This is a genomic window from uncultured Aquincola sp. (genome assembly GCF_964001545.1).
Lineage (GTDB): Bacteria > Pseudomonadota > Gammaproteobacteria > Burkholderiales > Burkholderiaceae_C > Aquincola.
The window spans coordinates 1-23,948 of sequence record NZ_CAXFDV010000180.1 but is presented as its reverse complement, the minus strand read 5'-3'; the positions used below and the strand labels follow the sequence as shown (position 1 = coordinate 23,948).

Annotated in this window: 23 protein-coding genes; 14 read left to right on the top strand and 9 right to left on the bottom strand. The window is 70.8% G+C overall.

Annotated features, from left to right (window positions below):
• The 3 genes from ABNT58_RS06230 to ABNT58_RS06220 all read left to right on the top strand — a co-directional run.
• The coding region (locus tag ABNT58_RS06230) for a tripartite tricarboxylate transporter substrate-binding protein (protein ID WP_348752638.1) at nucleotides 1-283 on the top strand (283 nt) is incomplete at its 5' end.
• Between the two features lie 30 nt (nucleotides 284-313).
• Nucleotides 314-1,339, top strand: coding sequence for a tripartite tricarboxylate transporter substrate-binding protein (locus tag ABNT58_RS06225; RefSeq protein ID WP_348752637.1), 1,026 nt, complete (start codon nucleotides 314-316; stop codon nucleotides 1,337-1,339).
• A gap of 49 nt (nucleotides 1,340-1,388) precedes the next feature.
• A complete protein-coding gene (locus ABNT58_RS06220) occupies nucleotides 1,389-2,279 on the top strand; it encodes a DMT family transporter (protein WP_348752636.1) in 891 nt (296 codons plus the stop codon).
• Between the two features lie 10 nt (nucleotides 2,280-2,289).
• On the opposite strand, the gene ABNT58_RS06215 is transcribed toward ABNT58_RS06220, so the two are convergent.
• On the bottom strand, nucleotides 2,290-3,714 hold the full coding sequence (locus tag ABNT58_RS06215; protein ID WP_348752635.1) for a sensor histidine kinase N-terminal domain-containing protein: 1,425 nt from the start codon (nucleotides 3,712-3,714) through the stop codon (nucleotides 2,290-2,292).
• Nucleotides 3,711-4,379: a response regulator gene (locus ABNT58_RS06210; RefSeq protein WP_348752634.1), complete on the bottom strand. Its 669-nt coding sequence runs from the start codon at nucleotides 4,377-4,379 to the stop codon at nucleotides 3,711-3,713. Before ABNT58_RS06210 ends, ABNT58_RS06215 begins: the two co-directional genes overlap by 4 nt.
• A 54-nt stretch (nucleotides 4,380-4,433) precedes the next feature.
• On the opposite strand from ABNT58_RS06210, the gene ABNT58_RS06205 reads away from it, so the two are divergent.
• The 3 genes from ABNT58_RS06205 (at nucleotide 4,434) to ABNT58_RS06195 (ending at nucleotide 8,196) form a co-directional block, all read left to right on the top strand.
• Complete coding sequence (locus ABNT58_RS06205) at nucleotides 4,434-5,255, top strand: MBL fold metallo-hydrolase (RefSeq protein WP_348752633.1); 822 nt, start codon at nucleotides 4,434-4,436, stop codon at nucleotides 5,253-5,255.
• Nucleotides 5,240-5,743 (top strand): hypothetical protein, encoded by a 504-nt coding sequence (locus tag ABNT58_RS06200; protein ID WP_348752632.1) that lies wholly within the window; start codon nucleotides 5,240-5,242, stop codon nucleotides 5,741-5,743. Before ABNT58_RS06205 ends, ABNT58_RS06200 begins: the two co-directional genes overlap by 16 nt.
• Nucleotides 5,744-5,880: 137 nt before the next feature.
• Nucleotides 5,881-8,196, top strand: a complete 2,316-nt coding sequence (locus tag ABNT58_RS06195; protein WP_348752631.1) for an EAL domain-containing protein — start codon at nucleotides 5,881-5,883, stop codon at nucleotides 8,194-8,196.
• Here ABNT58_RS06195 and ABNT58_RS06190 read toward each other — a convergent pair.
• On the bottom strand, nucleotides 8,183-9,187 hold the full coding sequence (locus ABNT58_RS06190; RefSeq protein ID WP_348752630.1) for a tripartite tricarboxylate transporter substrate binding protein: 1,005 nt from the start codon (nucleotides 9,185-9,187) through the stop codon (nucleotides 8,183-8,185). The genes ABNT58_RS06195 and ABNT58_RS06190 overlap by 14 nt on opposite strands.
• Nucleotides 9,188-9,229: 42 nt before the next feature.
• Here ABNT58_RS06190 and ABNT58_RS06185 point away from each other — a divergent pair, with 42 nt between their 5' ends.
• The gene (locus ABNT58_RS06185; protein ID WP_348752629.1) at nucleotides 9,230-10,153 is read left to right on the top strand and encodes a LysR family transcriptional regulator; all 924 of its coding nucleotides are present in this window, start codon (nucleotides 9,230-9,232) and stop codon (nucleotides 10,151-10,153) included.
• On the opposite strand, the gene ABNT58_RS06180 is transcribed toward ABNT58_RS06185, so the two are convergent.
• From ABNT58_RS06180 to ABNT58_RS06160, 5 genes are read right to left on the bottom strand one after another with little or no spacing between them, the layout of a single operon-like run.
• Complete coding sequence (locus ABNT58_RS06180; RefSeq protein ID WP_348752628.1) at nucleotides 10,126-11,004, bottom strand: amidohydrolase family protein; 879 nt, start codon at nucleotides 11,002-11,004, stop codon at nucleotides 10,126-10,128. The two genes, ABNT58_RS06185 and ABNT58_RS06180, sit on opposite strands and share 28 nt — an antisense overlap.
• The gene (locus ABNT58_RS06175; RefSeq protein ID WP_348752639.1) at nucleotides 11,001-12,143 is read right to left on the bottom strand and encodes an NAD(P)/FAD-dependent oxidoreductase; all 1,143 of its coding nucleotides are present in this window, start codon (nucleotides 12,141-12,143) and stop codon (nucleotides 11,001-11,003) included. Before ABNT58_RS06175 ends, ABNT58_RS06180 begins: the two co-directional genes overlap by 4 nt.
• A 42-nt stretch (nucleotides 12,144-12,185) precedes the next feature.
• Nucleotides 12,186-13,388: a CoA transferase gene (locus tag ABNT58_RS06170; protein ID WP_348752627.1), complete on the bottom strand. Its 1,203-nt coding sequence runs from the start codon at nucleotides 13,386-13,388 to the stop codon at nucleotides 12,186-12,188.
• Nucleotides 13,389-13,404: 16 nt separating this feature from the next.
• On the bottom strand, nucleotides 13,405-14,280 hold the full coding sequence (locus ABNT58_RS06165; RefSeq protein ID WP_348752626.1) for a CoA ester lyase: 876 nt from the start codon (nucleotides 14,278-14,280) through the stop codon (nucleotides 13,405-13,407).
• A gap of 16 nt (nucleotides 14,281-14,296) precedes the next feature.
• Complete coding sequence (locus ABNT58_RS06160; RefSeq protein ID WP_348752625.1) at nucleotides 14,297-15,238, bottom strand: dihydrodipicolinate synthase family protein; 942 nt, start codon at nucleotides 15,236-15,238, stop codon at nucleotides 14,297-14,299.
• A 176-nt stretch (nucleotides 15,239-15,414) separates the two neighbouring features.
• Between ABNT58_RS06160 and ABNT58_RS06155 the strand changes: the two genes are divergently transcribed.
• The 7 genes from ABNT58_RS06155 (at nucleotide 15,415) to nikR (ending at nucleotide 22,270) form a co-directional block, all read left to right on the top strand.
• Nucleotides 15,415-16,401, top strand: coding sequence for a tripartite tricarboxylate transporter substrate binding protein (locus ABNT58_RS06155; protein WP_348752624.1), 987 nt, complete (start codon nucleotides 15,415-15,417; stop codon nucleotides 16,399-16,401).
• A 250-nt stretch (nucleotides 16,402-16,651) separates the two neighbouring features.
• On the top strand, nucleotides 16,652-17,656 hold the full coding sequence (locus tag ABNT58_RS06150; RefSeq protein ID WP_348752623.1) for an ABC transporter substrate-binding protein: 1,005 nt from the start codon (nucleotides 16,652-16,654) through the stop codon (nucleotides 17,654-17,656).
• Nucleotides 17,657-17,672: 16 nt separating this feature from the next.
• Nucleotides 17,673-18,638 (top strand): ABC transporter permease, encoded by a 966-nt coding sequence (locus ABNT58_RS06145; protein WP_348752622.1) that lies wholly within the window; start codon nucleotides 17,673-17,675, stop codon nucleotides 18,636-18,638.
• Nucleotides 18,639-18,649: 11 nt separating this feature from the next.
• Complete coding sequence (locus ABNT58_RS06140) at nucleotides 18,650-19,552, top strand: ABC transporter ATP-binding protein (protein WP_348752621.1); 903 nt, start codon at nucleotides 18,650-18,652, stop codon at nucleotides 19,550-19,552.
• Nucleotides 19,553-19,612: 60 nt separating this feature from the next.
• Entirely contained in the window at nucleotides 19,613-20,371 is a 759-nt protein-coding gene (locus ABNT58_RS06135) for a creatininase family protein (RefSeq protein ID WP_348752620.1), read from the top strand.
• A gap of 58 nt (nucleotides 20,372-20,429) precedes the next feature.
• Nucleotides 20,430-21,791, top strand: coding sequence for a type III glutamate--ammonia ligase (gene glnT, locus ABNT58_RS06130; RefSeq protein ID WP_348752619.1), 1,362 nt, complete (start codon nucleotides 20,430-20,432; stop codon nucleotides 21,789-21,791).
• A 5-nt stretch (nucleotides 21,792-21,796) separates the two neighbouring features.
• Nucleotides 21,797-22,270, top strand: a complete 474-nt coding sequence (gene nikR / locus ABNT58_RS06125) for a nickel-responsive transcriptional regulator NikR (RefSeq protein ID WP_348752618.1) — start codon at nucleotides 21,797-21,799, stop codon at nucleotides 22,268-22,270.
• Between the two features lie 57 nt (nucleotides 22,271-22,327).
• On the opposite strand, the gene ABNT58_RS06120 is transcribed toward nikR, so the two are convergent.
• A complete protein-coding gene (locus ABNT58_RS06120) occupies nucleotides 22,328-23,911 on the bottom strand; it encodes a methyl-accepting chemotaxis protein (protein ID WP_348752617.1) in 1,584 nt (527 codons plus the stop codon).
• Nucleotides 23,912-23,948: the final 37 nt, after the last annotated feature.

The following is a 23,948-nucleotide window of genomic DNA, read 5'->3' as shown; positions in this document are numbered from 1 at the left end:
GCTGCCCGATGTGCCCACCGTGGCCGAGCAAGGCTTTGCCGGCTTCGAGATGACGCAGTGGTACGGCGTGCAGGCACCGGCCAACCTGCCGGCACCCGCGCTGGAGCTGCTGGCCTCGGCCTGCGCCAAGGCCATCACCGCACCGGCGGCGATGGACCACCTGTCGAAGGAAGCGGCCATTGCCGTGGGCAGCACGCCGGCCGAGTACGCCCGCTTCATCGCCCAGGAGCAGCAGCGCTGGAAGCCGGTGCTGGCGCGCGCCAAGGTGCGGCCCGACAACTGAAAACAGCCGGCCGCGGGTTATGGTGCGGTGATGTGCCACACGACGCCACCCGCCCGGCGGGCCCTGCGCCTGAAGCTGCCCGTCCTGCTGGCCGCGCTGGGGCCGGGCCTGGCCGCCAGCGTGCCCGCGGCCGCCGCCGGCCTGGCGGGCCCCACCGAATGCATCGTGCCGGCCAAGCCGGGGGGCGGCTTCGACCTCAGCTGCAAGCTGGCGCAAGGCGGGCTGCTGGCGGGTGGCTTCATCACCCAGCCGATGCGCGTGACCTACATGCCCGGCGGCATCGGCGCGGTGGCCTACAACACCGTGGTGGCGCAGCGGCCGGCCGATGCGCGGGCCATCGTGGCGTTTTCGGGCGGCTCGCTACTCAACCTGGCGCAGGGCAAGTTCGGCCGCCACACCGGGCATGAGGTGCGCTGGCTGGCCGCGGTGGGCACCGACTATGGCGCCGTGGTGGTGGCCGCCTCGTCGCCCTACAAGACGCTGGCCGACGTCATGGCCGCCTGGAAGGCCGACCCCGGCAAGGTGGTGCTGGGCGCCGGCGGAACGCTGGGCAGCCAGGACTGGATGAAGGCCGCGCTGCTGGCCAGGGCCGCGGGCGTCAACCCCAAGGCCATGCGCTTCGTGGCTTTCGAAGGCGGTGGCGAGGCCATCACCGCGCTGCAGGGCGGCCACATCCAGGTGCTGACCGGCGACGTGGCCGAGACCCTGCAGCAGCTGCGGGCCGGCCGGCAGCTGCGCATCCTGGCGGTGATGGCCGAACGCCGCCTGCCCGGCGAGCTGGCCGACGTGCCCACCGCCCGCGAAGCCGGCGCCGATGTGCTGTGGCCCATCGTGCGCGGCTTCTACATGGGCCCCCAGGTGCCGGCCGACGACTACCGCGCCTGGACCGAGGCCTTCCAGCGCCTGATGGCCTCGCCCGCCTATGAGCGACTGCGCAGCGAACGGGGCCTGTACTCGTTGAGCCTGGTGGGCCCCGAGCTGGACGCCTACGTGCAACGGCAGATCGCGCAGTACCGCGGCCTGGTGGCCGAAGTGGGCCTGCAGGCGGCGCGGTAGCCGCCCCGGGGACGGGCGCGTGCCGAGCCGGGCGCGCTACCCTCGGGCCATGCCTTCTGCCGCCCGCCCTTCCATCGCCCGTGCAGCCGCCTGGATGGCCGGCTGGTTGACCCTGATGGTGGTGATCGCCGTGGCCGGCCGCGAAGCCTCGCGCGAGCTGTCGGTGTTCCAGGTCATGCTGTTGCGTTCCACCCTGGGCATGGCGATGCTGTGGCCGCTGGTGCGCGCCGCGGGAGGCCTGGCCGCGGTGCGCACGCAGCGGCTGCCGCAGCACATCCTGCGCAACGGGGTGCACTACGCGGCGCAGTACGGCTGGTTCGTGGCGCTGACGCTGATACCGCTGGCGCAGGTGGTGTCCATCGAGTTCACCATGCCCATCTGGTCGGCCGCGCTGGCGGTGGCCTTTCTGGGCGAGCGCATGAACGGCCGCAAGTGGCTGGCGGTGCTGCTGGGCCTGGTCGGCGTGGCGGTGATCGTGCAGCCGCGGGCCGGCGAGATCAACGCGGGCCAATGGATCGCGCTGGTCGCGGCGCTGGGTTTTGCAGTGTCGGTGGTGCTGGTGAAGTCGCTCACCCGCACCGATGCGGCGGTGGCCGTCAGCTTCTGGATGCTGGTGGTGCAAAGCGCCATCGGCCTGGTGCCCGCGCTGCTGAGCTGGCGCTGGCCCTCGGCGGTGGCCTGGGGTTGGGTGGTGGTGGTGGCGTTCTGCGGCACCTACTCGCACTACTGCTTTGCACGCGCCATGCAGCATGCCGATGCCACCGTGGTGGTGCCCATGGACTTTGCCCGCGTGCCGTTGACGGCCCTCACCGGCTGGCTGCTGTATGCCGAGCGGCTGGACCTGTTCACCGCGCTGGGCGTGGGCCTGATCCTGGCGGGCAACCTGCTGAACGTGCTGCGCTGGCCGCTGCGCAGCGCGGCGGTGCGGCACGAAGCCTGAGGCGCGGCTTTCAGCCGGCCGCCGCGTCGGCGCCAGCCGGGTCGATGCGCGCCAGCTCGATGGTGGCCAGCAGCCCGCCTTCGTTCGGCTCACGCGCCAGCCGCAGCTGCCCCCGGTGCCGCTGCACGATGGAGTGGACGATGGCCAGCCCCAGGCCGGCACCCGCCCCGCGCGCATTGCTGGCGCGGAAAAAGCGCTGCGTGGCCTGCGGCAGCTCGTCCTCGGGCATGCCGGGTCCGTTGTCGCTGACGTGCAGCTGCAGCCGCTGCACCGTGGCCTCCAGCTTCACCGTCACGCGGCCACCGGCCGGTGCATGGCGCAGCGCGTTGTCCAGCAGGTTGGCCAGCGCCTCTTCCAGCAGCTCGGCCCGGCCCTGCGCCCACAGCGGCGCGGCGGGTGCTTCCAGGCCCAGGTCGATGCCCCGCTCACGCGCGGCAGGCCACCAGCGGGTGACCACGCCACGGGCCAGCGCGGCCAGGTCCACCGGTTCGTCGGGCAGCTCGGCCGCATCGGCACGCGCCAGCGCCAGCATCTGGTTGGCCTGGCGGATGGTGTGCTTGAGCTGGCCGCGGATGGCCTGCAGGGTCTCGCGCACGCGGTCGGCGTCCGGCTCGCGCTGCGCGAAGGTCACCTGCGTGAGCAGCGTGGACAAGGGCGTGCGCAGCTGGTGCGAGGCATCGTCGAGAAAGCGGCGCTGGGCGCCCAGCAGGTCGCGGTGGCGCACCATCTGCTGGTTCATCGCCTCCACGAGCGGCAGCACGTCGGCCGGCACGCGGTCGGTCTGCACCGGCGACAGGTCGTGCGGCTCGCGCGACTGCACCTCGGCGCGCAGCTGCCGCAGCGGCCGCAACGACCAGGTGACGGCCGCGGCCACCATGCCGGCCGCGAACAGCGCCAGCAGCAGGTCGCGCGCCACCGCGCCCCAGATGAACTGGCGGCTGAAGGCCTGGCGCGGGCGCAGGTCCTCGGCCACCTGGATCACCAGCCGGGTGTCGGGCCGGCCGGCGATGGGCGGGTCGATCGGCCGCACATAGGTGCCGATGCGCACCGGCCCGTCCACGTAAGCCGCGGTCTCGAAGTGGGGCTGGCGCAGCGCCAGCGGGGCCTTGGGCATCGGCAGGTCGGGGCTGCCGATCTCCACCAGCCCGTCTTCGGTGGCCACGCGGTAGAACACCGGGCCGCTGGCGGTCAGCTCGAACAGCTCGAACATCACGTAGGGCAGCTCCACGCCCAGGCCGCCGCTGTCGGTGGACACATTGGCATCGATGGCGCGGATGGCGCCATACAGCGAGCGGTCGAAGGCCGCGTTCACCGCCGCCTCGGAGCTGCGCCAGGTGAGCCAGGCCTGCGCGATGCCGCCCACCAGCACGCCGGCCAGCAGCACCAGCATCAGCGTGCGGCGCAGGCTCAGCCGGTGCAGCGACTTCAGGCTCACGCCATCGCCTCCAGCACATAGCCCAGGCCGCGCAGGGTCACGATCTGCGTGCCGCTGCCCACCAGGCGCTTGCGCAGGCGGTGGATCAGCACCTCCACCGCTTCGGGGTGCACGTCGGCATCGTCGGGAAACACCTTGTCCAGGATGTCCTTCTTGGCCAGCGGCTGGCCGGGCGCCTGGATCAAGGTGCGGAGCAGCGCATGTTCGCGCGCCGACAGCGCCAGCGCCTCGCGCCCCACCTGGAAGCGCTTGGCCACCGTGTCGTAGCTGAGCTGGCCGCAGGACAAGCGCGCCGCCTCGCGCCCGCGCGAGCGGCGCACCAGCGCCAGCAGCCGGGCTTCCAGCTCCTCCAGGTCGAAGGGCTTGGCCAGGAAGTCGTCGGCACCGGCGGTGAGCGTGGCCACGCGTTCGGCCAGCGTGTCGCGCGCGGTCAGGATGATGATGGGCAGGTGTTCCTGGTCTTCGCGCAGGCTTTCCAGCACGTCGTGGCCGGCCAGGCCCGGCAGCCCCAGGTCGAGGATCAGCGCGTCGTAGCGCTGGGCCCGTATCGCCCGCCGCACCAGGCGGCCGTCGGCCACCCAGTCCACCTGATAGCCGCTTTGCGCCAGTGCGCGCACCAGCCAGTCGGCCAGGGCCGATTCATCCTCCGCCAGCAGCAGGCGCATCGCTCTCCCCACGGTTCGCAACCTCGACAGCGGCCGATTGTCCGCGGCAGCGGCTTGGGCGCGCGCGATGTGGACGTGGTGCTGCTGGGCCACCTGCACGGCGACCATTCGGTGGACACGCCCGAGTGGGCCAGGCAGACCGGCGCGCAGTACTACGGCTCCAAGGCCGCCTGCGAAGAAGCGGTGACCTACGGCGTGCCCGCGGCCAAGTGCACGGCGCTGTACGGCGGCGAGAGCGTGGCACTCAATACCTACGTGACGATGCGGGTGGTCCGCTGGGTGCACAGCATCGGCTGCGGCCAGCTGCAGAACGGCGGCGGCATCGAGACCTTTGGCTACCTGTTCACCGCCAGGACGCCGGACAAGACCCTGACCTGCTACGTGACCGACAGCGGCGCCGGCGGCCGCGACCTGACCACCGACCAGGTGGACCGCGACGGCATCAACCGCGGCGCGCCGCTGACCAACCTCTCCAAGGCCGTGCGCGAGGCGGGCATTGATGGCTTCGAGGTGTGGCAAGGCGGGCCCGAGTCGCGCGTGGTCAACCAGGCGCGCACCGTGGTGCCGGCCTTCGACGTCAAGTACTTCATGCCCCACCACTACGGCGCGCGCGGCGGCTTCAACATCCTGGGCGGGCTGCACTACCCCTACGTGGAAGACGAGATGCCCGAGCTGAAGAAGCTGCTGGCCGCCAGCGGCGTGCCACAGATCTACTCGAAGAACTACTTCGACGCCTACGTGTACGACAAGACTGGCGTGCGCCAGGTCGACAACGCCGAAGTCAAGGCCGCGATGGGCCTGCCCGCCAGCGGCCCCGGCCCCACGCCCCAGGGCGTGAACCCCCGCGCCGGAGACATGGAATGCGCCGGCGATTGATCGGCAGGGCGGCGCCCCTCGGCCACCCCACGCCGCGCCACGGTCGCCGCGCCTTCGCCGCCCTGCTGGCGGGTGGCCTGCTGGCCGGCACGCCGCTGGCGCAAGCCGGCGCGGCTGCCAGGCCGGGCAAGCCCCCCGCGGTGGCCTGGGACCTGCTGGCCCAGGCGCGCCCGGCGGCCAAGGCCCTGGGCGCGCCCATCGCGTTTCCACCGGCGCTGGACCAGCTGGACGGCCGCCAGGTGACGATCACCGGCTCCATGGTGCCGCTGGAAGCCAGGTTCGAGCAGACGCGCTTCCTGCTCACCCAGCAGCCGCAGGACTGCGAGTCCTGCATCGAAGGCGGCCCCTCGCGTTATGTCGAGGTGCGCAGCCAGCCGCTGCACTACAGCGGCCAGCCCTACACCATGACCGGCCGGCTGCAGCTGCTGCGGCAGGACGCTTCGGGCCTGTACTACCGGCTGCTGGACAGCAGGCTGGCCGCGTCCTAACGCTGCCCCGGTGCGCCAATGCCCGCCGCCCACCCGGCGTGACTTGTGCCACTGGCCCCAACGATCAGTTCACATCGCGCCGTCAAGAACTGATCGACGGCACCGAAGAAGGAGATCAGCAGCACCCCGCCCTTGCCATGACACTCCGCCTGCGCGTCCTGCAATGGGTTCAGGACACACGCGCGCTCTACCAGGACCCGGACACCGAGACCGCGCGCATCCGTGCCGCGCTGCTCGGTCAGGTCATGCGCCTGACGCCGCTGATGATGCTGGCCAACGTGGGCTGCGGCCTGCTGGTGCTCTGGTGCTTCCGGGCCACGCTGGTGCTGGGCTTGTGGCTGTGGTTCGGCGGCCTGCTGCTCACGGCCACCGCGGCCATGCTGGGCTGGCGGCGCGACCGTGATCAGCAGCGCGAGATGGCCTCGGGCCGCGCGATGGGCCGCTCGACCGTGCATGCCACGCTGCTGGCCGGCCTGTGGGCGGTGGTGCCGCTGGTGTGGTTTCCGGCCGCGCAGCCCGGCCAGCAGCTGCTGGTGGCCACGCTGGTGGCCGGCATGCTGGCCGCCGGTGCCTTCGTGCTGAGCCCCCTGCCCCGCGCCAGCCTGGCCTGGGCCGGCATCCTCACCGCCGCTGCCTTGGGCGCCCTGCAGCAGACACCCGACCCCACGCTGGTGGGCGTGCAGTTGCTGATGTGCTTCTACGGCCCGGTGCTGGCCATCGGCGCACAGTCGGCGGCGCGCAAGCATGTGGCGGTGCTGCGGGCACAGGCGCAGGCCGAGCGGCAGCAGCGCATGCTCAGCATCTTGCTGGACGACTTCGAGCAGAGCGCCGACGACGCCTTGTGGCAGACCGATGCCGGGGGCTGCCTGAGCCATGCCTCGCCCCGGCTGGCCGAGCTGCTGGGCCCCGGCCTGCTGGCCCGACCCTGGATGGCGCACCTCGAGGCCTGCGTGGTGGAAGGGCTGGCTGCGCTGCGCGAAGCCATGGACACCGGCCGCCCTTTCCGCGGCGTGCAGCTGACCGTGCGCTCGGCCGATGGCGGCCTGCGCCGCCTGTCGGTGCAGGGCAAGCGGGTGATGGACGAGCAGGGCCGCACGCAGGGCTGGCGGGGTGTGCTGTCCGACGTCAGCGACCGGGTGGCGGCGCAGGCGCGGCTGCATGAGCTGGCGCACCGCGATTCGCTCACCGGCCTGTCCAACCGCCACACCCTGCGGCAGGCCCTGGCCGATGCGGTCAAGGCCCGGCAACCGGTGGCCCTGCTGTTCCTCGACCTCGACCAGTTCAAGGCCGTGAACGACACCCTGGGCCATACCGCCGGCGACGAGGTGCTGCGCACGGCCGCGCAGCGGCTGCAGCAATGCATGCGGCCTGGTGACCTGGTGGCGCGGCTGGGCGGCGACGAGTTTGCGGTGCTGATGCCGCAGACCCGCCAGGAGGCCGATGCGGCGGCGCTGGCGCAGCGCCTGATCGATGCGCTCACCCGGCCGATCACCCTGGACGCGCGGCGGCTGCGCATCGGCGCCAGCGTGGGTGGGGCGCTGAGCGGCGCAGGCGAGATCGGCGTCGATGAACTGCTGGTGCGCGCCGACATGGCCTTGTACGCAGCCAAGGCGCAGGGCCGGGGCCGCTTCGTGCCGTACACGCAGGCGCTGGGCGACCACAGCCGCCGCCGCGGCGACATCGAGCAGGGCCTGCGGCATGCGCTGCAGCAGGGCGAGATGGCGCTGCACTGGCAGCCCAAGGTGGACGTGCACAGCGGCGAGGTGGTGGGCGCCGAAGCCTTGCTGCGCTGGCAGCACCCGCAGCTGGGCCAGGTGTCGCCGGCCGAATTCGTGGTGGTGGCCGAGCAGGTGGGCCTGATCGACGAGATCGGCCACTGGGTGCTGCTGCAGGCCTGCCGGGCCGGTGCCGGCGAGCTCGATGGCCTGGTGGTGTCGGTCAACGTATCGCCCAGCCAGCTGGTGGACGACCACTACGTGTCGCGCGTGCGGGACGTGCTGCACGGCACCGGCCTGCCCGCGAGCCGGCTGGAACTGGAGATCACCGAGTCCATCTTCATGGGCGGCATCGAGTGCGCGCTGCAACGGCTGCGCGCCCTGCGCAGCCTGGGCGTGCGGGTGGCGCTGGACGACTTCGGCACCGGCTATTCGTCGCTGGCCTACCTGCGCCGCTTTCCGTTCGACACCCTCAAGATCGACCGCGCCTTCGTCAGCGAGATCCTGCTGCGCAAGGACGCACGCGCCATCGTGCAGACCATCGCCACCATGGCCAAGACGCTGGGCATGCGCACCGTGTGCGAAGGCATCGAATCGGCCGAGCAGCTGCAGGCCGTGCGTGAAGCCGGCTGCGACGAGGTGCAGGGCTACCACGTCTCGCGGCCGCGGCCGCTGGCCGAGTTCATCGACTGGCGGTCGCAGCGGCGCGCTGCCTTGCAGGCCCTCAATCCACCGTGATGTGGGCCGCCTTGACCAGCGCGCCCCAGCGGCTGATCTGCCCCTGCAGGAAGCTGGCGAATTCCTTGGGCGTGCTGCCCACAGCATCGATGCCCAGCGCGGCCAGGCGCTGCTGCACCTCGGGCGCGCGCGTGGCCTCACGCACCACCTGGGCCAGGCGGTCGACGATGGCCGGGGGCGTGCCGGCCGGCGCAAAAAAGCCGTTCCACTCCAGCACCTCGAAGTTGGGATAGCCGCTTTCCTGGAAGGTGGGCACCTGCGGCAGCGCCGCCATGCGCCGCGGGCCGGTGGTGGCCAGCGCGCGCAGCCGACCGGCCTGCACGTAGCTCAGGCCCGAGACCGGGTTGGCGAAGTAGGCCGACACCTGCCCGGCCAGCAGGTCGGTGATGGCGGGCGCGCCACCCTTGTAGGGCACGTGCACCCAGTCGATGCCCGCTTCGCGGCGCAGCAGCTCGGCCGCCAGGTGCGCCGTGCCACCCGCGCCGTAGCTGGCGTAGTTGAGCTGGCCCGGGTGCGCCTTGGCAAAGTCCACCAGCTCCTTGAGCGTCTTGTACGGCGCGCTGGCCGGCACCACCAGCAGGTTGGGCATGTTGATGGCCTGCGACACCGGCAGCAGGTCTTTCACCGGGTCGAACGGCAGCTTGCGCAGCACCGCATTGACGGCATACGGAAAGGTGTCGAACAGCAGCGTGTAGCCATCGGCCGGCGACTGCACCACCGACTGCGCGGCGATGATGCCGCTGGCGCCCGGCTTGTTCTCGATGACCAGGGTCTGGCCCAGCAGCGGGCCCATGGCCTGCGCCAGCAGCCGGGCATTGCCGTCGGCCCCGCCACCGGCCGCATAGGGCACCACGATGCGGATGGGCTTGTTCGGAAAGCCGGCCGCGCCCTGCGCCCGCACGGCCGGCCCCGCCAGCAGGCCGGCCGTGGCGGCCAGGCCGCCGACCACCACGCGCCGGCGGCTGCCGCAAAAGCGTTCGTCGAATGTCATCATCGTCTCCTTCGTTGAATGTGATCAGGGCCGCGAACGCCGATGAAACTGCAGTTCCTTCAGACGCTGGCGATGGTGATGCGCCATGGCTCCTTCGCCGAGGCCGCCAAGGAAGTGAGCCTGACCCCCAGTGCGGTGAGCCTGCAGATGCGGCAGCTGGAAGACTGGTTCGGCCAGCCGCTGTTCGACCGCTCGGCCCGCCATGTGCGGCCCACGCCCTTCGCGGCCGAGGTGGCCGCCACCATGACCCATACGCTGCAGGCGCTGGAAGCGCTGCGCCGCCGCCACCAGACCGAAGTCTCGGGCCGGGTGCGGCTGGGCACGGTGGAATCGGTGCAGGTGACGCTGCTGCCACAGGCGCTCAAGCGGCTGCAGCGGCGCGCGCCGGCGCTGCAGTACCAGCTGATGCGCAGCCTGTCGTCCGACCTGCTGGACGACGTCAAGGCCGACCGGCTGGACGTGGCGGTGCTGGTGCGGCCGCAGGCCGGCGGCTCCAGCCGGCTGGCCTGGTTTCCGCTGGTGCGCGAGAACTTCGTGCTCATCGCCCCGCCCGATGCACGCAAGGGCACGCCGGTGGAGATGATGCGGCGCCACCCGTGGATCCGCTTCGACCGCGCCACCACCGGCGGCCACATCGCGGCGCAGTACGTCAACAAGGTGGCGCCGCGGCTGCGCTGCGCCTTCGACCTGCCGGGCACCGAGCCCATCGCCGCGATGGTGTCGGCCGGGCTGGGGGTGTCGGTGGTGCCCGCGCTGCGGCAGGAGCTGCTGGACGCCTACCCGCTGCAGCAGATCGCGCTGGGCCGGCATGCGCCGGTGCGCCACATCGCGATGGTGTGCCGCGCGGCCGATGCCGAAAGCGCGCGCACCCGTGTGCTGCTGGAAGCCTTCACGCAGGCCGCCGAAGAACGTTACCGCGACAACCCGCACACCCGACCTCACGACGCCGCGGGCTCAAAGCCGTAGAGCGCGGCCGGGTTGTCCACCAGCACCTGCCGGCGCAGCGCCGCATCGGGCAGCCAGCGCGCCAGGCGGTCCAGCAGCGCCGCATCGTCGGGCTTGGTGGTCGTTTCAGTGGGGTGCGGCCAGTCGCTGCCCCACAGCAGCCGCTGCGGCACCCGGGCCGCCCATTCGGCCGCAATGGCCTGGCGGCTGTCGGGGCCGTGGGCGGGCACCGGGTCGTCGAGGTAAGGCGCCGAGAGCTTGACCCAGGCCCGCCCCGCCGCCAGCAGCCGGGTGACGATGCCGAAGGCCGGGTGCGCCACGCCAGCGTCATGCGGCAGCCGCGCGAAGTGGTCGAACACGATGGGCAGCGCCAGCGACTCCACCAGTGCCTGGTGGGCCACGATCTGGTCGGCCCGCCAGTGCAGCTGCACATGCCAGCCCAGCGGCGCGATGCGTGCGGCCAGCGGCGCCACCATGTCGAAGCCGGTGACGGCGGTGGCGGGGTCGAACAAGGTGAAGCGGATGCCGCGCACGCCGCCTTCATGCAGCCGGGCCAGCGTGGCGTCGTCCACGTCGGGGTGCAGCACCGCCACGCCGCGGGCGCGCTGCGGGCCCAGCTGCGCGATGGCGTCCAGCGTCACCCGGTTGTCGGTGCCATACACCGTGGGCGTGACGATGACGGTGCGGCTGCAGCCCAGCCGCTGCTGCAGGCCGCGGTAGTCGGCCACCGTGGCCTGTGACAGCACGCGCGCCGGATCGCCGATGGACGGAAAGCGCGTGTCGTAGATGTGGATGTGTGCATCGCAGGCATCGGCCGGCAGCACGAACGACGGCGGCTGCGTGCCGCTGCTGTGGGGCACGGGCAGGGTCATGCCAAACCTCCTGGTTGCGCGGCCAGCCGGTCCGCCACCAGGTCGCCGATGGCCAGTGAGGCGGTGAGCCCCGGCGACTCGATGCCGAACAGATGGACGAGGCCAGGCACGCCGTGGTGCGCAGCGTCCTGCACCACGAAGTCGGCTGCGGTGTTGTGCAACGAAGTGCCCGGGCCGGCCAGCCGCGGCCGGATGCCGGTGTAACCCGGCTGCAGCGCGCCATCGGCCAGCGCGGGGTAGTAGCGCCGCACCGCGGCGTAGAAGGCCGGCGCGCGGCTGGCATCGAAGTGGTAGTCCACGCCGTCGCGCCAGCTCAGGTCGGGGCCGAACTTGCATTGGCCGCCCAGGTCCAGCGTCACATGCGCCCGCAGCGCCCCTTCGCGCGCCGTCGGGTACACCAGGTGCTTGAACGGCGATGGCCCGGCCAGCGTGAAGTAGTGGCCCACCGCATGGTGCAGCGCCGGCACCAGCGCCGGCGGCATGCCGGCGATGGCCCGGGCCACCTGTTGCGCGCCCAGGCCGGCGGCATTGACCACGCTGCGGCACAGCAGCTCGATGCCGGCGCCGCCACCCCCATCGCCGATGCGCAGCACGATGCCCTCGGCCCGCACCTGGCCGCCCAGCACCGGGCTGCGCAGCGCCAGCACCGCGCCGGCCTGCTCGGCATCGCCCAGGTAGGCCAGCATCAGGCCGTGGCTGTCGACGATGCCGGTGGAGGGAGACAAGAGCGCGCCCACGCAGCGCACCGCCGGCTCCATCGACCGCGCCTCATCGGCCGACAGCCAGCGCAGGTCGTGCACACCTTGCGCCGCGGCCAGCGGCAGGTAGCGTTGCAGCTCGGGCAGCTCGCCCTCTTCCACCGCCACGATGAGCTTGCCGATGCGCTGGTGGCCGATGCCGCGCTCGGCGCAATAGCGGTACAGCGCCTTTCGGCCGGCCACGCACAGCCGGCCCTTGAGCGAGCCCGGCGCATACGAGATGCCGGCGTGGATGACCTCGGAATTGCGCGCGCTGGTGTGGGTGCCGATGGCGTGCTCGGCCTCGATGATCATCACCTCGCGGCCCGCCAGCGCCAGCGCACGCGCCACCGCCAGGCCCACCACGCCGGCACCGATGACGGCACAGTCGATGCGTTCCAGGTTCATGGGTGCGGGTGCTTGTCTAGACAGGTGGCCATCGGGTCAGAACAGGCTGCGCTGCGCTTCCGCGCGCACCGCGTCGTCATGCTCGCCCAGCGCCGGGCTGGCAAAGGGCACCGGCCCCGGCGTGCGGCCGAAGCTCACCGCGCGGCTGAAGCCGCGGTAGCTGCCCACGGCCGGGTGCCGGAAGGTGTGCACCATGCCTTCGGCCTGCACCTGCGGAAAGTCGAACATGTCTTCCACCGTGCGGGCGGCGGCGCAGGGCACTTCTTCGCCGAACAGGCGCTCCCACTCCAGCGCGCTGTGCGCGGCCAGTGCCTGGTGCAGCCGCGGCACGATCTCAGCCTGGTGCTGCGCGCGCTTGCGCACGCTGTCGTAGCGGTCGGTGGCCAGCAGCTCCTGCAGGCCCGTTTTCTCGCACAGCGCGCGCCAGAAGTGCGGCGTGTTGGCCGAGATGTAGAGGTAGCCCTCGCGCGTGGGGTGGATGCCGGTGATGCCGCCCGAGCGCATGTCGCGGCCCACTTCGCGCGGCTCACCTTCGGCCCACACCAGGCGGGCTGACTGCATGGCCAGCGCCGAGCGCAGCAGCGACACGCCCACCTCCTGCCCGAGGCCGCTGCGCGAGCGCTCGAAGAGCGCCGAAGCCACGCCGGCCGCGATCAGCGCCGCGGCGTAGTAGTCGACCACCGAGCCATACAGGATCTGCGGCGGCTGGCCGGCCGGCGCCTGCAGGCTGCACATGCCGGTCATGGTCTGCAGCACCTGGTCGTAGCCGGCCTTGTCCTTGAGCGGCCCCTGCTCGCCATAGCCGGTGACGGCGCAGTAGATCAGCCGGGGATTCACTTCACGCAGCCGTGCGTAATCGATGCCCAGCCGCGCCGGCACGCTGGGCCGGAAGTTGTGCACCAGCACGTCGGCCGTGCGCACCAGCGACATCAGCACCGCCAGGTCGTCGGGCTGCTTGAGGTCGAGCACCGCGCCCCACTTGCTGCGGTTCACGCCGATGAAGGCCCGGCTCTCGGCGGCCAGCGTGGAGGGGTACTTGCGCAGGTTGTCGCCGACCGGTGGCTCGATCTTGATGACCTCGGCGCCCTGGTCCGCCAGCAGGGTGCAGCCGTAGGGCCCGGCGATGTAGGCACTGAGGTCGAGCACGCGGATGCCGCTCAAGGGGCCGGGCGGGCCTTCGCGCAGGGGCAGCGCGCAGGGCGCCTCGGCGGGCTCGGGTCGGTGCAGGGCGTCGTTCATGGTGTGGCGGATGAAGTCAAGGCGTGGCGGGCAGCAGCCCCAGGCGGCGCGCCCACTGCACGGTGGCACGGGCCCGCGACAGGAAGGGGGCGTCGACCATGCGGCCATCCACCACCCAGGCGCCCACGCCGTCGGCCGCGGCCTGCTCGGCGGCCTGCACCACGCGCAGCGCATGCGCAATCTCGTCGTCGCCGGGCCGGAAGGCTTCATTGGCCAGCGCCACCTGGCGCGGGTGGATGCAGCTCTTGCCGATGAAGCCCAGCCCGCGCGCCACCGCCGCCTCGGCCTGGAAGCCGGCCGCATCGGCGATGTCGGCAAAGGCCGAGTCGCAGGCCCAGCAGCCCGCCTCGCCGGCGGCCAGCCGCACGGCCAGCATCACCTGCCGCACCGCCAGCGGGTCGCGGCGCGAGATGCCCAGCGGCTCGAACAGGTCGCCCAGGCCCAGCTGCAGGCCCTGCACCCGCGGGTCGGCGCCGGCCAGCTCGGCCGCCAGGCGCAAGGCCCGCGGAGTCTCGATGTTCAGCAGCAGGCCGATGGGCTCGGGTACGCCATTGGCCTGCTCGGCCGCCTGCAGCAGCGCGGCGGCGCGGCGCACGTCGTCGGGGTGCTCGGGCTTGGGCAGGTTCACCAGGTGCACGCCCGGCTGCGCGATGGCTTGCAGGTCGGCCTCGGCATGCGGCGTGTCCAGCGCATTGATGCGCACGATCAAGGTCTTGCCGCTGGCCGCAGCACCGGCGCCGCGCAGGAAGCGGCCCAGCGTCTGCCGCGCCTCGGCCTTGCGGGGCTCGGCCACCGCGTCTTCCAGGTCGAAGGACAAGGCATCGGCCTCGCTGGCCAGAGCCTTGTCGAACAGCTCCGGCCGCGAGCCGGGCACGAACAGTTTGCTTCGCATGCGGGGGTGTGCCTTTTCAGTCCAGCGGCGCCAGGCGCGCGCGTTCGTCGTGCCGGGCCAGACGGCCCAGCAGGTATTCCACCTCGGCGCGGGCCGCGGCGGTCAGCGGTGCAGCGGGCGCGCGCAAGGTGGGCGCGCCCAGCAGGCCGCGCCGGTGCAGCAGGTACTTGCGCACCGTCAGGCCGATGCCGGGCTGCTGCTCGTAACGCAGCAGCGGCAGGTGGGCATCGAACAGGTCTTGCGCCTCATCACGGCGGCCGGCCTGGTGCAGCCGCACCAGATCGCACAGCATGTCGGGAAAGGCATAGCCGGTGTTGGCACCGTCGGCGCCACGGCCCATCTCGCAGTCCAGGAACAGGCCGTTGTTGCCGGTGAGGATGGCGATGCGCCGCAGGCTGCCTTCCTGCTCCCAGGCGCGCAAGCTGCTGATCTTCTCCAGCCCCGGCCAGTCTTCATGCTTGAGCATCACGCACGAAGGCAGCTCGGTGACGATGCGGCGGATCACGCCCGGCGACATCTGCACGCTGAAGGTCAGCGGATAGTCCTGCAGCACGAAGGGCACGTCGGCACCGATGGCTTCTACCGCCTGCCGGTAGTAGCCGACGATCTGGTCGTCGGTGCGCAGCGTGTTCGGCGGCGCAATCATCACGCCCGCGGCGCCGCGGTCCATCACCTCGCGCGTCAGCGCGCGCATCGCGGCAAAGCCCTGCGCGCTCACGCCCACGACCACCGGCAACGGGCCGGCGCGGCGGATCATGCGTTCGGCCACGGCCAGGCTTTCGGCGTGCTCCAGCTTGGCGGCTTCACCCAGCTGGCCCAGCACCGTCAGGCCGGTGGCGCCGCAGGCCTGGTAGAAGTCCACCAGCCGGTCGGCCGATGCCAGGTCGAGCGAGCCGTCGGTGTGGAAGGGCGTGGGTGCGATCGGGTAGACGCCCCGGGCGTCGGCGGTCAGGCGCATGCAGGTTCCTTGCTGTGAACCGGCCGCAGTGTGCGCCCGCCGCACCGCCCGACCGATGAGAAAAGCTTGTTGATCGAGTGACGAAACATCGCGGGTCGTGCGGGCCGGCCTGCCTACGATCGGCACGGTCCGGAGCGGCCCATCCCGAGGCCGCGGCGAGGACGCTGGAGACACCGATGCCCCACTTCACCTTCCGCCGCCTGCTGGTGCTGGCCGCCTTGACTGCGGCGCTGCCGATGACGCCGCCCGCCCATGCGCAGACGGCGGCCTGGCCCAGCAAGCCCATCACCATCGTCGTGGGCAGCGCGCCCGGTGGCTCCAACGACGTGTTCGCCCGCGCCATCGCGCAGCGGCTGCAGGACGCCTGGGGCCAGTCGGTGGTGGTGGACAACAAGCCCTCGGGCGGCGGCGTGCTGGCCAATTCGGTGGTGGCACGGGCCGCGCCCGACGGCTACACGCTGGTGGTGGTGAGTTCCACCTTCACCACCGGCGCGGCCATCCGCACCAACCTGCCCTATGACGCCACCCGCGACCTGAAGCCGGTGGCCATGCTGGCCCGTGGCCCGATGCTGGTGACGGTGGCCAAGGACTCGCCGATCAAGTCGATCCAGGACCTGGTGGCGCAGGCCAAGGCCAGCCCGGGCAAGCTGAACTACGGCACCTCGGGCGCGGGCAGCATCAACCACTTCGTGACCGAGCTGTTCACCGATGCGGCCCGCATCAAGATGACGCACATTCCCTACAAGGGCATGGGCCCGGCCACCAACGACCTGCTGGCCGGCCAGATCGAGGTGCTGGTGGCCAGCGCGCCCTCCATCCTGGGCCAGGTGCGCGGCGGGCGCGTGCGCGCGCTGGCGGTGACCACCGCCGCACGTTCGCCGGTGGCGCCCGAGCTGCCCACGCTGGAAGAAGCCGGCTACAAGGGCGGCGCGGCCGACCTGTGGTGGGGCGTGCTGGCGCCGGCGGCCACGCCGCAGGCGGTGGTGGACAAGCTCAATGCCGAGCTGAACAAGCAGGTGCAGTCGGCCGAGATGAAGGACTTCTTCCTGAAGGAAGGCGCGGTGCCCGCGCCGATGAAGCCGGCCGAGTTCGCGAGCTACATCGCTGATGAGATCGGCCGCTGGAAGGCCGTGGCCAGGAAGGCGGACATCCAGCCGGAGTGAACGCCGCCCACCCGTGAGCGCGCGCAGGGCTGCCCCCGGCGGGCTCTGCATTTGGTGCGCATGCACCAGTTTCTGCCGGCCTGGTCAGCCTGACCCCCGGCCCTGTGCACCCCTGTAGCGCGAAGCAACAGGGGCACCCCCCTTCAGGAGCACCTGCCAGGCGGATTCTGACCTGGCACGCGAGATGCGTTATCTGCCTCGGTATTACCGAACGATCAATCCGTAATAACGGTCGATGGGGCAGATCACGATGACTTTCAAAACGCTTGCTCAACGTCTGACTGGTGGCGTCAAGGCCCTGGTCTTCAGCGCCGCCCTGCTGGGCAGCCAGGCCAGCTGGTCGGCGCAGCCGCTCAAGATCGGCTACAGCGACTGGCCGGGCTGGGTGGCCTGGCAGGTGGCGATCGACAAGGACTGGTTCAAGCAGGCCGGGGTCGACGTCAAGTTCGAGTGGTTCGACTACTCCGCCTCGATGGAGGCCTTTGCCGCCGGCAAGATCGACGCGGTCACCGTCACCAACGGCGATGCCCTGGTCACCGGCGCGGGCGGCGCCAGGAGCGTGATGATCATGCTCACCGACTATTCCAACGGCAACGACATGATCGTGGCGCGGCCCGGCATCAAGTCCCTCAAGGACCTCAAGGGCAAGAAGGTGGCGGTGGAGTCCGGCCTGGTCGAGCACCTGCTGCTGCTCAACGGCCTGAAGAAGGCAGGCCTGAAGGAGTCCGACGTCACCCTGGTCAATGCCAAGACCAACGAGATGCCGCAGGTGCTGGCCTCGGGCGAAGTGGCCGCGGTGGGCGCCTGGCAGCCGATCGCGGGACAGGCCATCAAGGCCGTGCCGGGGGCCAGGCCCTTGCTCACCTCGGCCGATGAACCGGGCCTGATCTATGACGTGCTCACCGTCAACCCCGCCAGCCTGGCCAGCCGCAAGGCCGACTGGCAGAAGGTGGTGGCGGTGTGGGACAAGGTGGTGGCCTACATCGAAGACCCCAAGACCCAGCCCGATGCCGTGAAGATCATGGCGGCGCGCGTGGGCGTGCCGCCGGCCACCTACACGCAGTTCCTCAAGGGCACCAAGTTGCTGTCGCTGGCCGAAGGCAAGAAGGTCATGGTCAAGGCCGAGGGCTTCAAGTCGCTTCACGGCTCCAGCCAGATCGCCGACGACTTCAACGTGAAGAACGCGGTCTACAAGACCCCGCAAAGCGTCGACACCTACATCGACGCCAGCCTGACCAACGCCGCGGCCAGGTAAGGCGGCAGGTCGCGCGATGATCTCGACCGGACTGTGGGCCGTTCGCGCGCCCTTGTCGGCTCCGCAGCGCCTGGGGCTGGGCATCGCGGCCTTCGTGCTGCCGCTGCTGCTGTGGTGCGCCGTGAGCTACCTGCCTTTCGTGTGGCATCCGCTGGTGGCGGTGACCGCGCCCGGCGGCGTCGACTACTTCGAGCCCGGCATGCGCGTGGAAGCCGGCGTCTTCGCCGACGAGGTCAAGGCCATGCAGGAGGCCGGCCTGGCCTTGCCCCAGGGCGAGCCGGCCAACCCGGTGTACCTGCCCGCCCCGCACGAGGTGGCCAAGGCCTTCTACACGGGCTTTACCACCCCGCCCGAGCAGAAGGACGCCCCCTGGCTGCACCAGAGCCTGTGGCACAGCATGCAGATCATCTTCTGGGGCTTCCTGATCTCGTCGCTGATCGGCGTGCCGCTGGGCATCCTGTGCGGCACCTACAGCGCGCTGGCTCGGCTCAACGAACCCTTCATCGAGTTCTTCCGCTACCTGCCGGCCCCGGCCTTCGGTGCGCTGGCGGTGGCCATCCTGGGCATCCACGACGGGCCCAAGATCGCCATCATCGTCATCGGCACGCTATTCCAGCAGGTGCTGATCGTGGCCAACACCACGCGCCAGCTCGACCATGCGCTGCTGGAAGCGGCCACGACGATGGGCACGCGGGGCGCACGGCTGCTGCTCAAGGTGGTGGTGCCCGGCATCCTGCCCCAGCTCTACCGCGACCAGCGCGTGCTGCTGGGGTGGGCCTGGACCTACCTGATCGTGGCCGAGTTGATCGGCACCAGCTCCGGCATCACCTTCTTCATCACCCAGCAGGCCCGCTACCAGCATTTCGACAAGGTCTATGCCGCCATCCTGATGATCGGCCTCATCGGCCTGGGCATCGACCTGCTGCTGGCCTGGCTGGGCCGCCGCCTCTTTCCCTGGCTGCCGCCGCGCAGCCAGCATTGAAGGACACCCGCATGAGCACGTCCTACCTCGATCAGAGCGATGCGGTCCGGGCACGCCTGGCCCGCCTGAAGGCCCGCGAGGTCATCCTCGACGTCAAGGCCCTGGGCAAGACCTTCCCGTCGCCGCAAGGCCAGGTCACGGCCTTGAAGGCCATCGACCTGCGCGTCCATCGCCGTGAATTCGTCTGCGTGATCGGCCCCTCGGGCTGCGGCAAGTCCACGCTGATCCGCATCCTGGCCGGGCTGGAGCAGGCCAGCAGCGGCCAGGTGCTGCTCGATGGCCAGCCCGTCACCGGCCCCGGCAAGGACCGCGGCATGGTGTTCCAGGGCTACACGCTGTTTCCGTGGCTCAACGTGCAGCGCAACGTGATGTTCGGGCTGGAGACCAATGGCGCCAGCCGCAGCGAGGCCGAAGCGCAGGCGCGCCAGTGGCTGGACCTGGTAGGGCTGAGCGCCTTCGCACGGCACTATCCGCATCAACTCTCGGGCGGCATGAAGCAGCGCGTGGCCATCGCGCGCGCGCTGGCCATCCAGCCGCGCATCCTGCTGATGGACGAGCCCTTCGGCGCACTCGATGCGCAGACCCGCGCCCGCATGCAGGCCCACCTGCTGGAGATCTGGAAGAACATCGACATCACGGTGCTCTTCATCACCCACGATCTGGACGAGGCCATCTTCCTGGCCGACCGCATCCTGGTGCTCAAGGCCCACCCCGGCGAGGTGCAGGAGCTGATCGAGGTGCCCGTGCCGCGCCCGCGTTCGGCCGCGCAGGTGGGCAGCCCCGAGTTCCAGGCCACCAAGGCCCGGCTGGAGGCCCTGATCCATCCGCCGCAGCCCACCGCCGACGCGGCGCCGGCCGACGACGTGGTGCCCCGGCTGATCCGCTTCACGCACGTCTCCGACAACGTCGAATGAGCGGCGCCACCGCGCCGGCTTCGCACCCCCACACGCATTGCCTTCAAGGAGGACATGACCATGTTCTGGTCGGAACTCACCTGGGCCGAATTGCCCGACACGCTGGACGCCGCCGGGCAGGCCGCCCTTCTGCCCGTGGGCGCCACCGAGCAGCACGGGCCCCACATGGGCTGCGGCATGGACGCCGTCATTGCCGAGCACCTGTGCCGCGCCGTGGCGCAACGCACCGGCGTGCCCATGCTGCCCACGCTGCCGTATGGCTGCTCGCTGGGCCACAGCCGCCGCTGGCCCGGCACCATCCCCGTGCAGCCCATCACCCTGATCGAGCTGGTCAAGCAGATCGGTGATGGCGCCTACCACTCCGGCGTGCGGCGGCTCTTCATCGTCAACACCCACGTGACCAATGCCGCTCCGCTGCGCTGCGCGCTGGAGATGCTGCGCGCCGAGCACGACGACCTGATGGTGGCCCTCATCAACTCGCCGGCCATCAGCGAACGGGTGCGGCGCTTTCATTTTGCCGATGCCGAGGACTGGCATGCCAACGATGCCGAGACCTCGCTGATGCTGGCATTGGCGCCCGCGATGGTGCGGCCCGGGTTGCAGGCGCAAGCCGACGACCCGGACCGCACCGAAGGCCAGGTGTTTGCGCACCCGGTCAACCGCACCAGCCTCAACGGCGTGACCGGCACGCCCAGCCTGGCCACGGCCGACAAGGGCCGCGAGGGCTTCGACTGGATGGTCGAAGACCTGTCGGCGCTGGTGCGCCGCGGCCTCACCCAGACCCCGCCCCTGGCCCATTCCTTTTTCGACCGCGTCTGAGGTTCGGCCCCCAAGCTCCGGCGACGCGCCCTTCCCTCCATCCCCGAAGAGTCATCCCATGCACACCCCTGAAGACATCACGGCCCTCCAGCAAGCCCTCAAGGCCAAGGGCGTCAAGTACTGCATCGGCGCTTACGTCGACATCCACGGCATCCAGAAGGGCAAGGTCGTGCCCATCGACCACCTGCCGCAGATGGCCGCCGGTTCGGAGCGCTACACCGGCTATGCGCTCGACGGCCTGGGCCAGGCCCCCAACGAGGACGAGCTCACCTCCATCCCCGACCTCAACCACGTCGTCCAGCTGCCCTGGGAGCCCACCGTGGCCTGGATGCCGGCCGACAACGCCTTTCAGGGCAAGCCCTATCCGCTGAGCACCCGCGTGGCGCTGAAGAACGTGCTGGCCCAGGCCGCCGACATGGGCTATGGCATGAACCTGGGCATCGAGTGCGAGATCTACCTGCTCAAGCAGGAAGCCGACGGCCGCCTGAGCGTGCCCAACCCGAACGACAAGCTGGTCAAGCCCTGCTACGACGTCCAGGGCTTCCTGGACAGCATGGGCTGGCTGGACAAAGTGGCCAGCTGCATCAACGACCTGGGCTGGGACCTCTATTCCTTCGACCATGAAGACGCCAACGGCCAGTTCGAGTTCGACTTCAACTACGCCGATGCACTGACCACCTGCGACCGCATGACCTTCTTCCGCATGATGGCCAAGCACTACGCCAAGGAAGAGGGGCTGCTGGCCACCATGATGCCCAAGCCCTTTGCCGACAAGACCGGCACCGGCGCGCACTTCAACATGTCGCTGTACGACCTCAAGACGGGCAGGAACCTGTTCGCCTGCGACCCGAAGGAAGACCCGCGCGGCATCGGCCTGACACCGCTGGGCTACCAGTTCGTGGCCGGCATCCTCAAGCATGGCCGGGCCTTGTGCGCCGCCTTTGCGCCCACGGTCAACAGCTACAAGCGCCTGGTGCGCCGCGGCGCCATGAGCTACTTCTCGTGGGCACCGGTGTTCAATTCCTACGGCTCGAACAACCGCACCAACTCGGTCCGCATCCCGGCCGGTGGCGGCCGCTGCGAATCGCGCAATGCCGATGGCGCCGTCAACCCCTACCTGGCCGCCACGCTGGCGCTGGCCGCCGGCCTGGAGGGCATCCGCGAGGGGCTGAACCCGGGGGCGCCCAACGAAGATAATCTCTACGAACTCGACGATGCCCAACGGCGCGAGCGTGGCATCGACTTCCTGCCGCAGACCCTGCAGGAGGCCGTGCAGGCCTTTGCCGCCGACCCGCTGGTCGAACGCACCCTGGGCAAGGCCCTGCGCGACGAGTTCATCAAGTACAAGACCCAGGAATGGGAGACCTACCACCTGTCGGTCAGCCCCTGGGAAGTCGAGCGCTACAGCCACATGTTCTGACACCGATGGACGACGCACCCAGCTTGCCGGCGGCCGAAGGCCGCGCCAGCCCGGTCACCCGCATCAGCATCTCGATGCCGGAAGACCTGCTGGCCGACCTCGACGACATGGTGGCCGCCCGCGGCTTCGAGAGCCGCTCGCAGGCCATCGCCACCATGATCAACGACCAGCTGCTGGAGCACCGACGCCAGCTGGGCCAGCAGGTGATGGTGGGAACGATCACGCTGTTCTACGACCGCTCGGTGCGCGGGCTGCAAAAGCAGCTGGCCGACCTGCAGTGCGAGCACATCGACGAGGTGATCAGCTCGCTGCACGTGCACCTGGCCCAGAACCAGATGATGGAGGTGGTGCTGGTGCAGGGCCCGGCGGCCAAGCTGCAGGCCATCGCCAACGAGATGACCGCCCAGCGCGGCGTGGTGACGGGCCGCCTGCAGCTGATGGCGGCCACCATCCCGCCGCTGCATCCGCTGCCGGGCTGATCCGTCGGCGGGCAGAGCCGGGCCGGGCCACCAGGCCCGCCCGACGCTCGGCGACGCTCAAGGAGCCGGGCGGCTCGTGGCAGGCAGGCGGAACACCCGCACCGTCGTGGCCAGGTCCTGGGCTTGCCGCCGCAGGCTTTCGGCGGCAGCGGCGCCCTCTTCCACCAGCGCAGCGTTCTGCTGGGTCACCTGATCCATCTGCGTGACGGCCGTGGCCACCTGCGACACGCCGGCGCTTTGTTCGGCACTGGCGCCGCTGATCTCGCTGACGATGCCGGTCACTCGGTGGATGGCGTCCACCATCTCGCTCATCGTGCTGCCGGCCTGATCGGCCAGCGTCGCCCCCTGGCCCACGCGCTGCACGCTGTCCGTGATCAAGGCCTTGATCTCCCGGGCGGCCGAGGCGCTGCGCTGCGCCAACGTGCGCACCTCGCTGGCCACCACGGCAAATCCACGGCCCTGGTCGCCGGCCCGCGCCGCCTCCACAGCGGCGTTCAAGGCCAGGATGTTGGTCTGGAAGGCGATGCCGTCGATGGTGGCGATGATGTCCACGATGCGGTGACTGCCGTGGTTGATCTGCCGCATCGTCTCCACCACCTGCGCCACCACGCTGCCGCCCTCCGTGGCCACGGCACTGGCCTGCCGCGCCAGGCGGTCGCACTCGGCGGCGTTGTCGGCGTTCTGCACCACCGTCGCGTTCAGCTGCTCCATGGAGGCCGCCGTTTCCTGCAAGGCAGACGCCTGCTGCTCGGTGCGGCTCGACAGGTCGGCGTTGCTGGTGGCGATCTGCGCGCTGGCGGCCGCAATGTGCTCCGACGAGGCGCGCACCTGCGTGATGAGGGACACCAGCTGCTGCTGCATGCTGGACATCGACGCCAGCACGCTGCCCGCAGGCGCCTGCGCCGCACCCGGCATCTCACCCAGGTCGCCCGCCGCCACCCGCTGCGCCATCGACCCCAGCGCGGAAGGCTCCGCGCCCAGCGCCCGGCGCAGGTAGCGCGCCATCGACCCGCCCAGGCCGGCCGCCAGCAGCGCCGCCAGGGCACCCGCGCCGATCAGCCAGGTGCGCTGGTTGTCGTAGGCCGCCATCGAGGCTGCGGCACTGGCCTGGCCTTCACCGCGCAAGTGGTCGACGTAATCGCGTGAGGCCGTGAGCAGGGCTTCCAGCAGCGGGCGGCATTGTTCGTTCATCAGCCGCATGGCGTCGTCGCGCCGATCGCCGGCCGCGAGGTCGACAATCTGCAGCGCCACCGGTCGGTAGCGTGACTCGATCTCGACCAGCTGCTGCGTCAGTTCACGTTCGCGTGCGCTGATGGCGGGGTTGCCCTCGGTCACCTTGCGCAGGGCCTCCAGCCGCTGCGACAGCGCGGCGTTGGCCTGCACGGCCACCTCCCGCGCGGCTTCGCGCATGGCGGGTGAACTGGCCACCACCATGTCACGCACGCCAATGGCCCGACGGTTGGCCTGGGTGCGCACATCGGTGGCCATGTGCTCACGCTCGGCGGTGCCGTGCACGTACTCGTCGAACCGCGCATTGGCCCGGCTCAGCGACTGGAGCGCCAGTGCGCTGACCAGCACCACCGCCGCCACCAGCAGGCTGAAGGCAAGCGCAATGCGCCGATTGATCGTCAGTTTTTTCAAGGAAGCTCTCCAACAGGGATGGCCCGTCTTCGACTTC

Coding starts and splice junctions, on each gene's coding strand:
- ABNT58_RS06140 (WP_348752621.1), top strand. CDS start 18,650: ATGAGCACGTCCTACCTCGATCAGAGCGATGCGGTCCGGGCACGCCTG.
- ABNT58_RS06180 (WP_348752628.1), bottom strand. CDS start 11,004: ATGACCCTGCCCGTGCCCCACAGCAGCGGCACGCAGCCGCCGTCGTTC.
- ABNT58_RS06165 (WP_348752626.1), bottom strand. CDS start 14,280: ATGCGAAGCAAACTGTTCGTGCCCGGCTCGCGGCCGGAGCTGTTCGAC.
- ABNT58_RS06135 (WP_348752620.1), top strand. CDS start 19,613: ATGTTCTGGTCGGAACTCACCTGGGCCGAATTGCCCGACACGCTGGAC.
- ABNT58_RS06160 (WP_348752625.1), bottom strand. CDS start 15,238: ATGCGCCTGACCGCCGACGCCCGGGGCGTCTACCCGATCGCACCCACG.
- ABNT58_RS06200 (WP_348752632.1), top strand. CDS start 5,240: ATGCGCCGGCGATTGATCGGCAGGGCGGCGCCCCTCGGCCACCCCACG.
- ABNT58_RS06225 (WP_348752637.1), top strand. CDS start 314: ATGTGCCACACGACGCCACCCGCCCGGCGGGCCCTGCGCCTGAAGCTG.
- ABNT58_RS06220 (WP_348752636.1), top strand. CDS start 1,389: ATGCCTTCTGCCGCCCGCCCTTCCATCGCCCGTGCAGCCGCCTGGATG.
- ABNT58_RS06170 (WP_348752627.1), bottom strand. CDS start 13,388: ATGAACGACGCCCTGCACCGACCCGAGCCCGCCGAGGCGCCCTGCGCG.
- glnT (WP_348752619.1), top strand. CDS start 20,430: ATGCACACCCCTGAAGACATCACGGCCCTCCAGCAAGCCCTCAAGGCC.
- ABNT58_RS06155 (WP_348752624.1), top strand. CDS start 15,415: ATGCCCCACTTCACCTTCCGCCGCCTGCTGGTGCTGGCCGCCTTGACT.
- ABNT58_RS06210 (WP_348752634.1), bottom strand. CDS start 4,379: ATGCGCCTGCTGCTGGCGGAGGATGAATCGGCCCTGGCCGACTGGCTG.
- nikR (WP_348752618.1), top strand. CDS start 21,797: ATGGACGACGCACCCAGCTTGCCGGCGGCCGAAGGCCGCGCCAGCCCG.
- ABNT58_RS06195 (WP_348752631.1), top strand. CDS start 5,881: ATGACACTCCGCCTGCGCGTCCTGCAATGGGTTCAGGACACACGCGCG.
- ABNT58_RS06185 (WP_348752629.1), top strand. CDS start 9,230: ATGAAACTGCAGTTCCTTCAGACGCTGGCGATGGTGATGCGCCATGGC.
- ABNT58_RS06145 (WP_348752622.1), top strand. CDS start 17,673: ATGATCTCGACCGGACTGTGGGCCGTTCGCGCGCCCTTGTCGGCTCCG.
- ABNT58_RS06190 (WP_348752630.1), bottom strand. CDS start 9,187: ATGACATTCGACGAACGCTTTTGCGGCAGCCGCCGGCGCGTGGTGGTC.
- ABNT58_RS06150 (WP_348752623.1), top strand. CDS start 16,652: ATGACTTTCAAAACGCTTGCTCAACGTCTGACTGGTGGCGTCAAGGCC.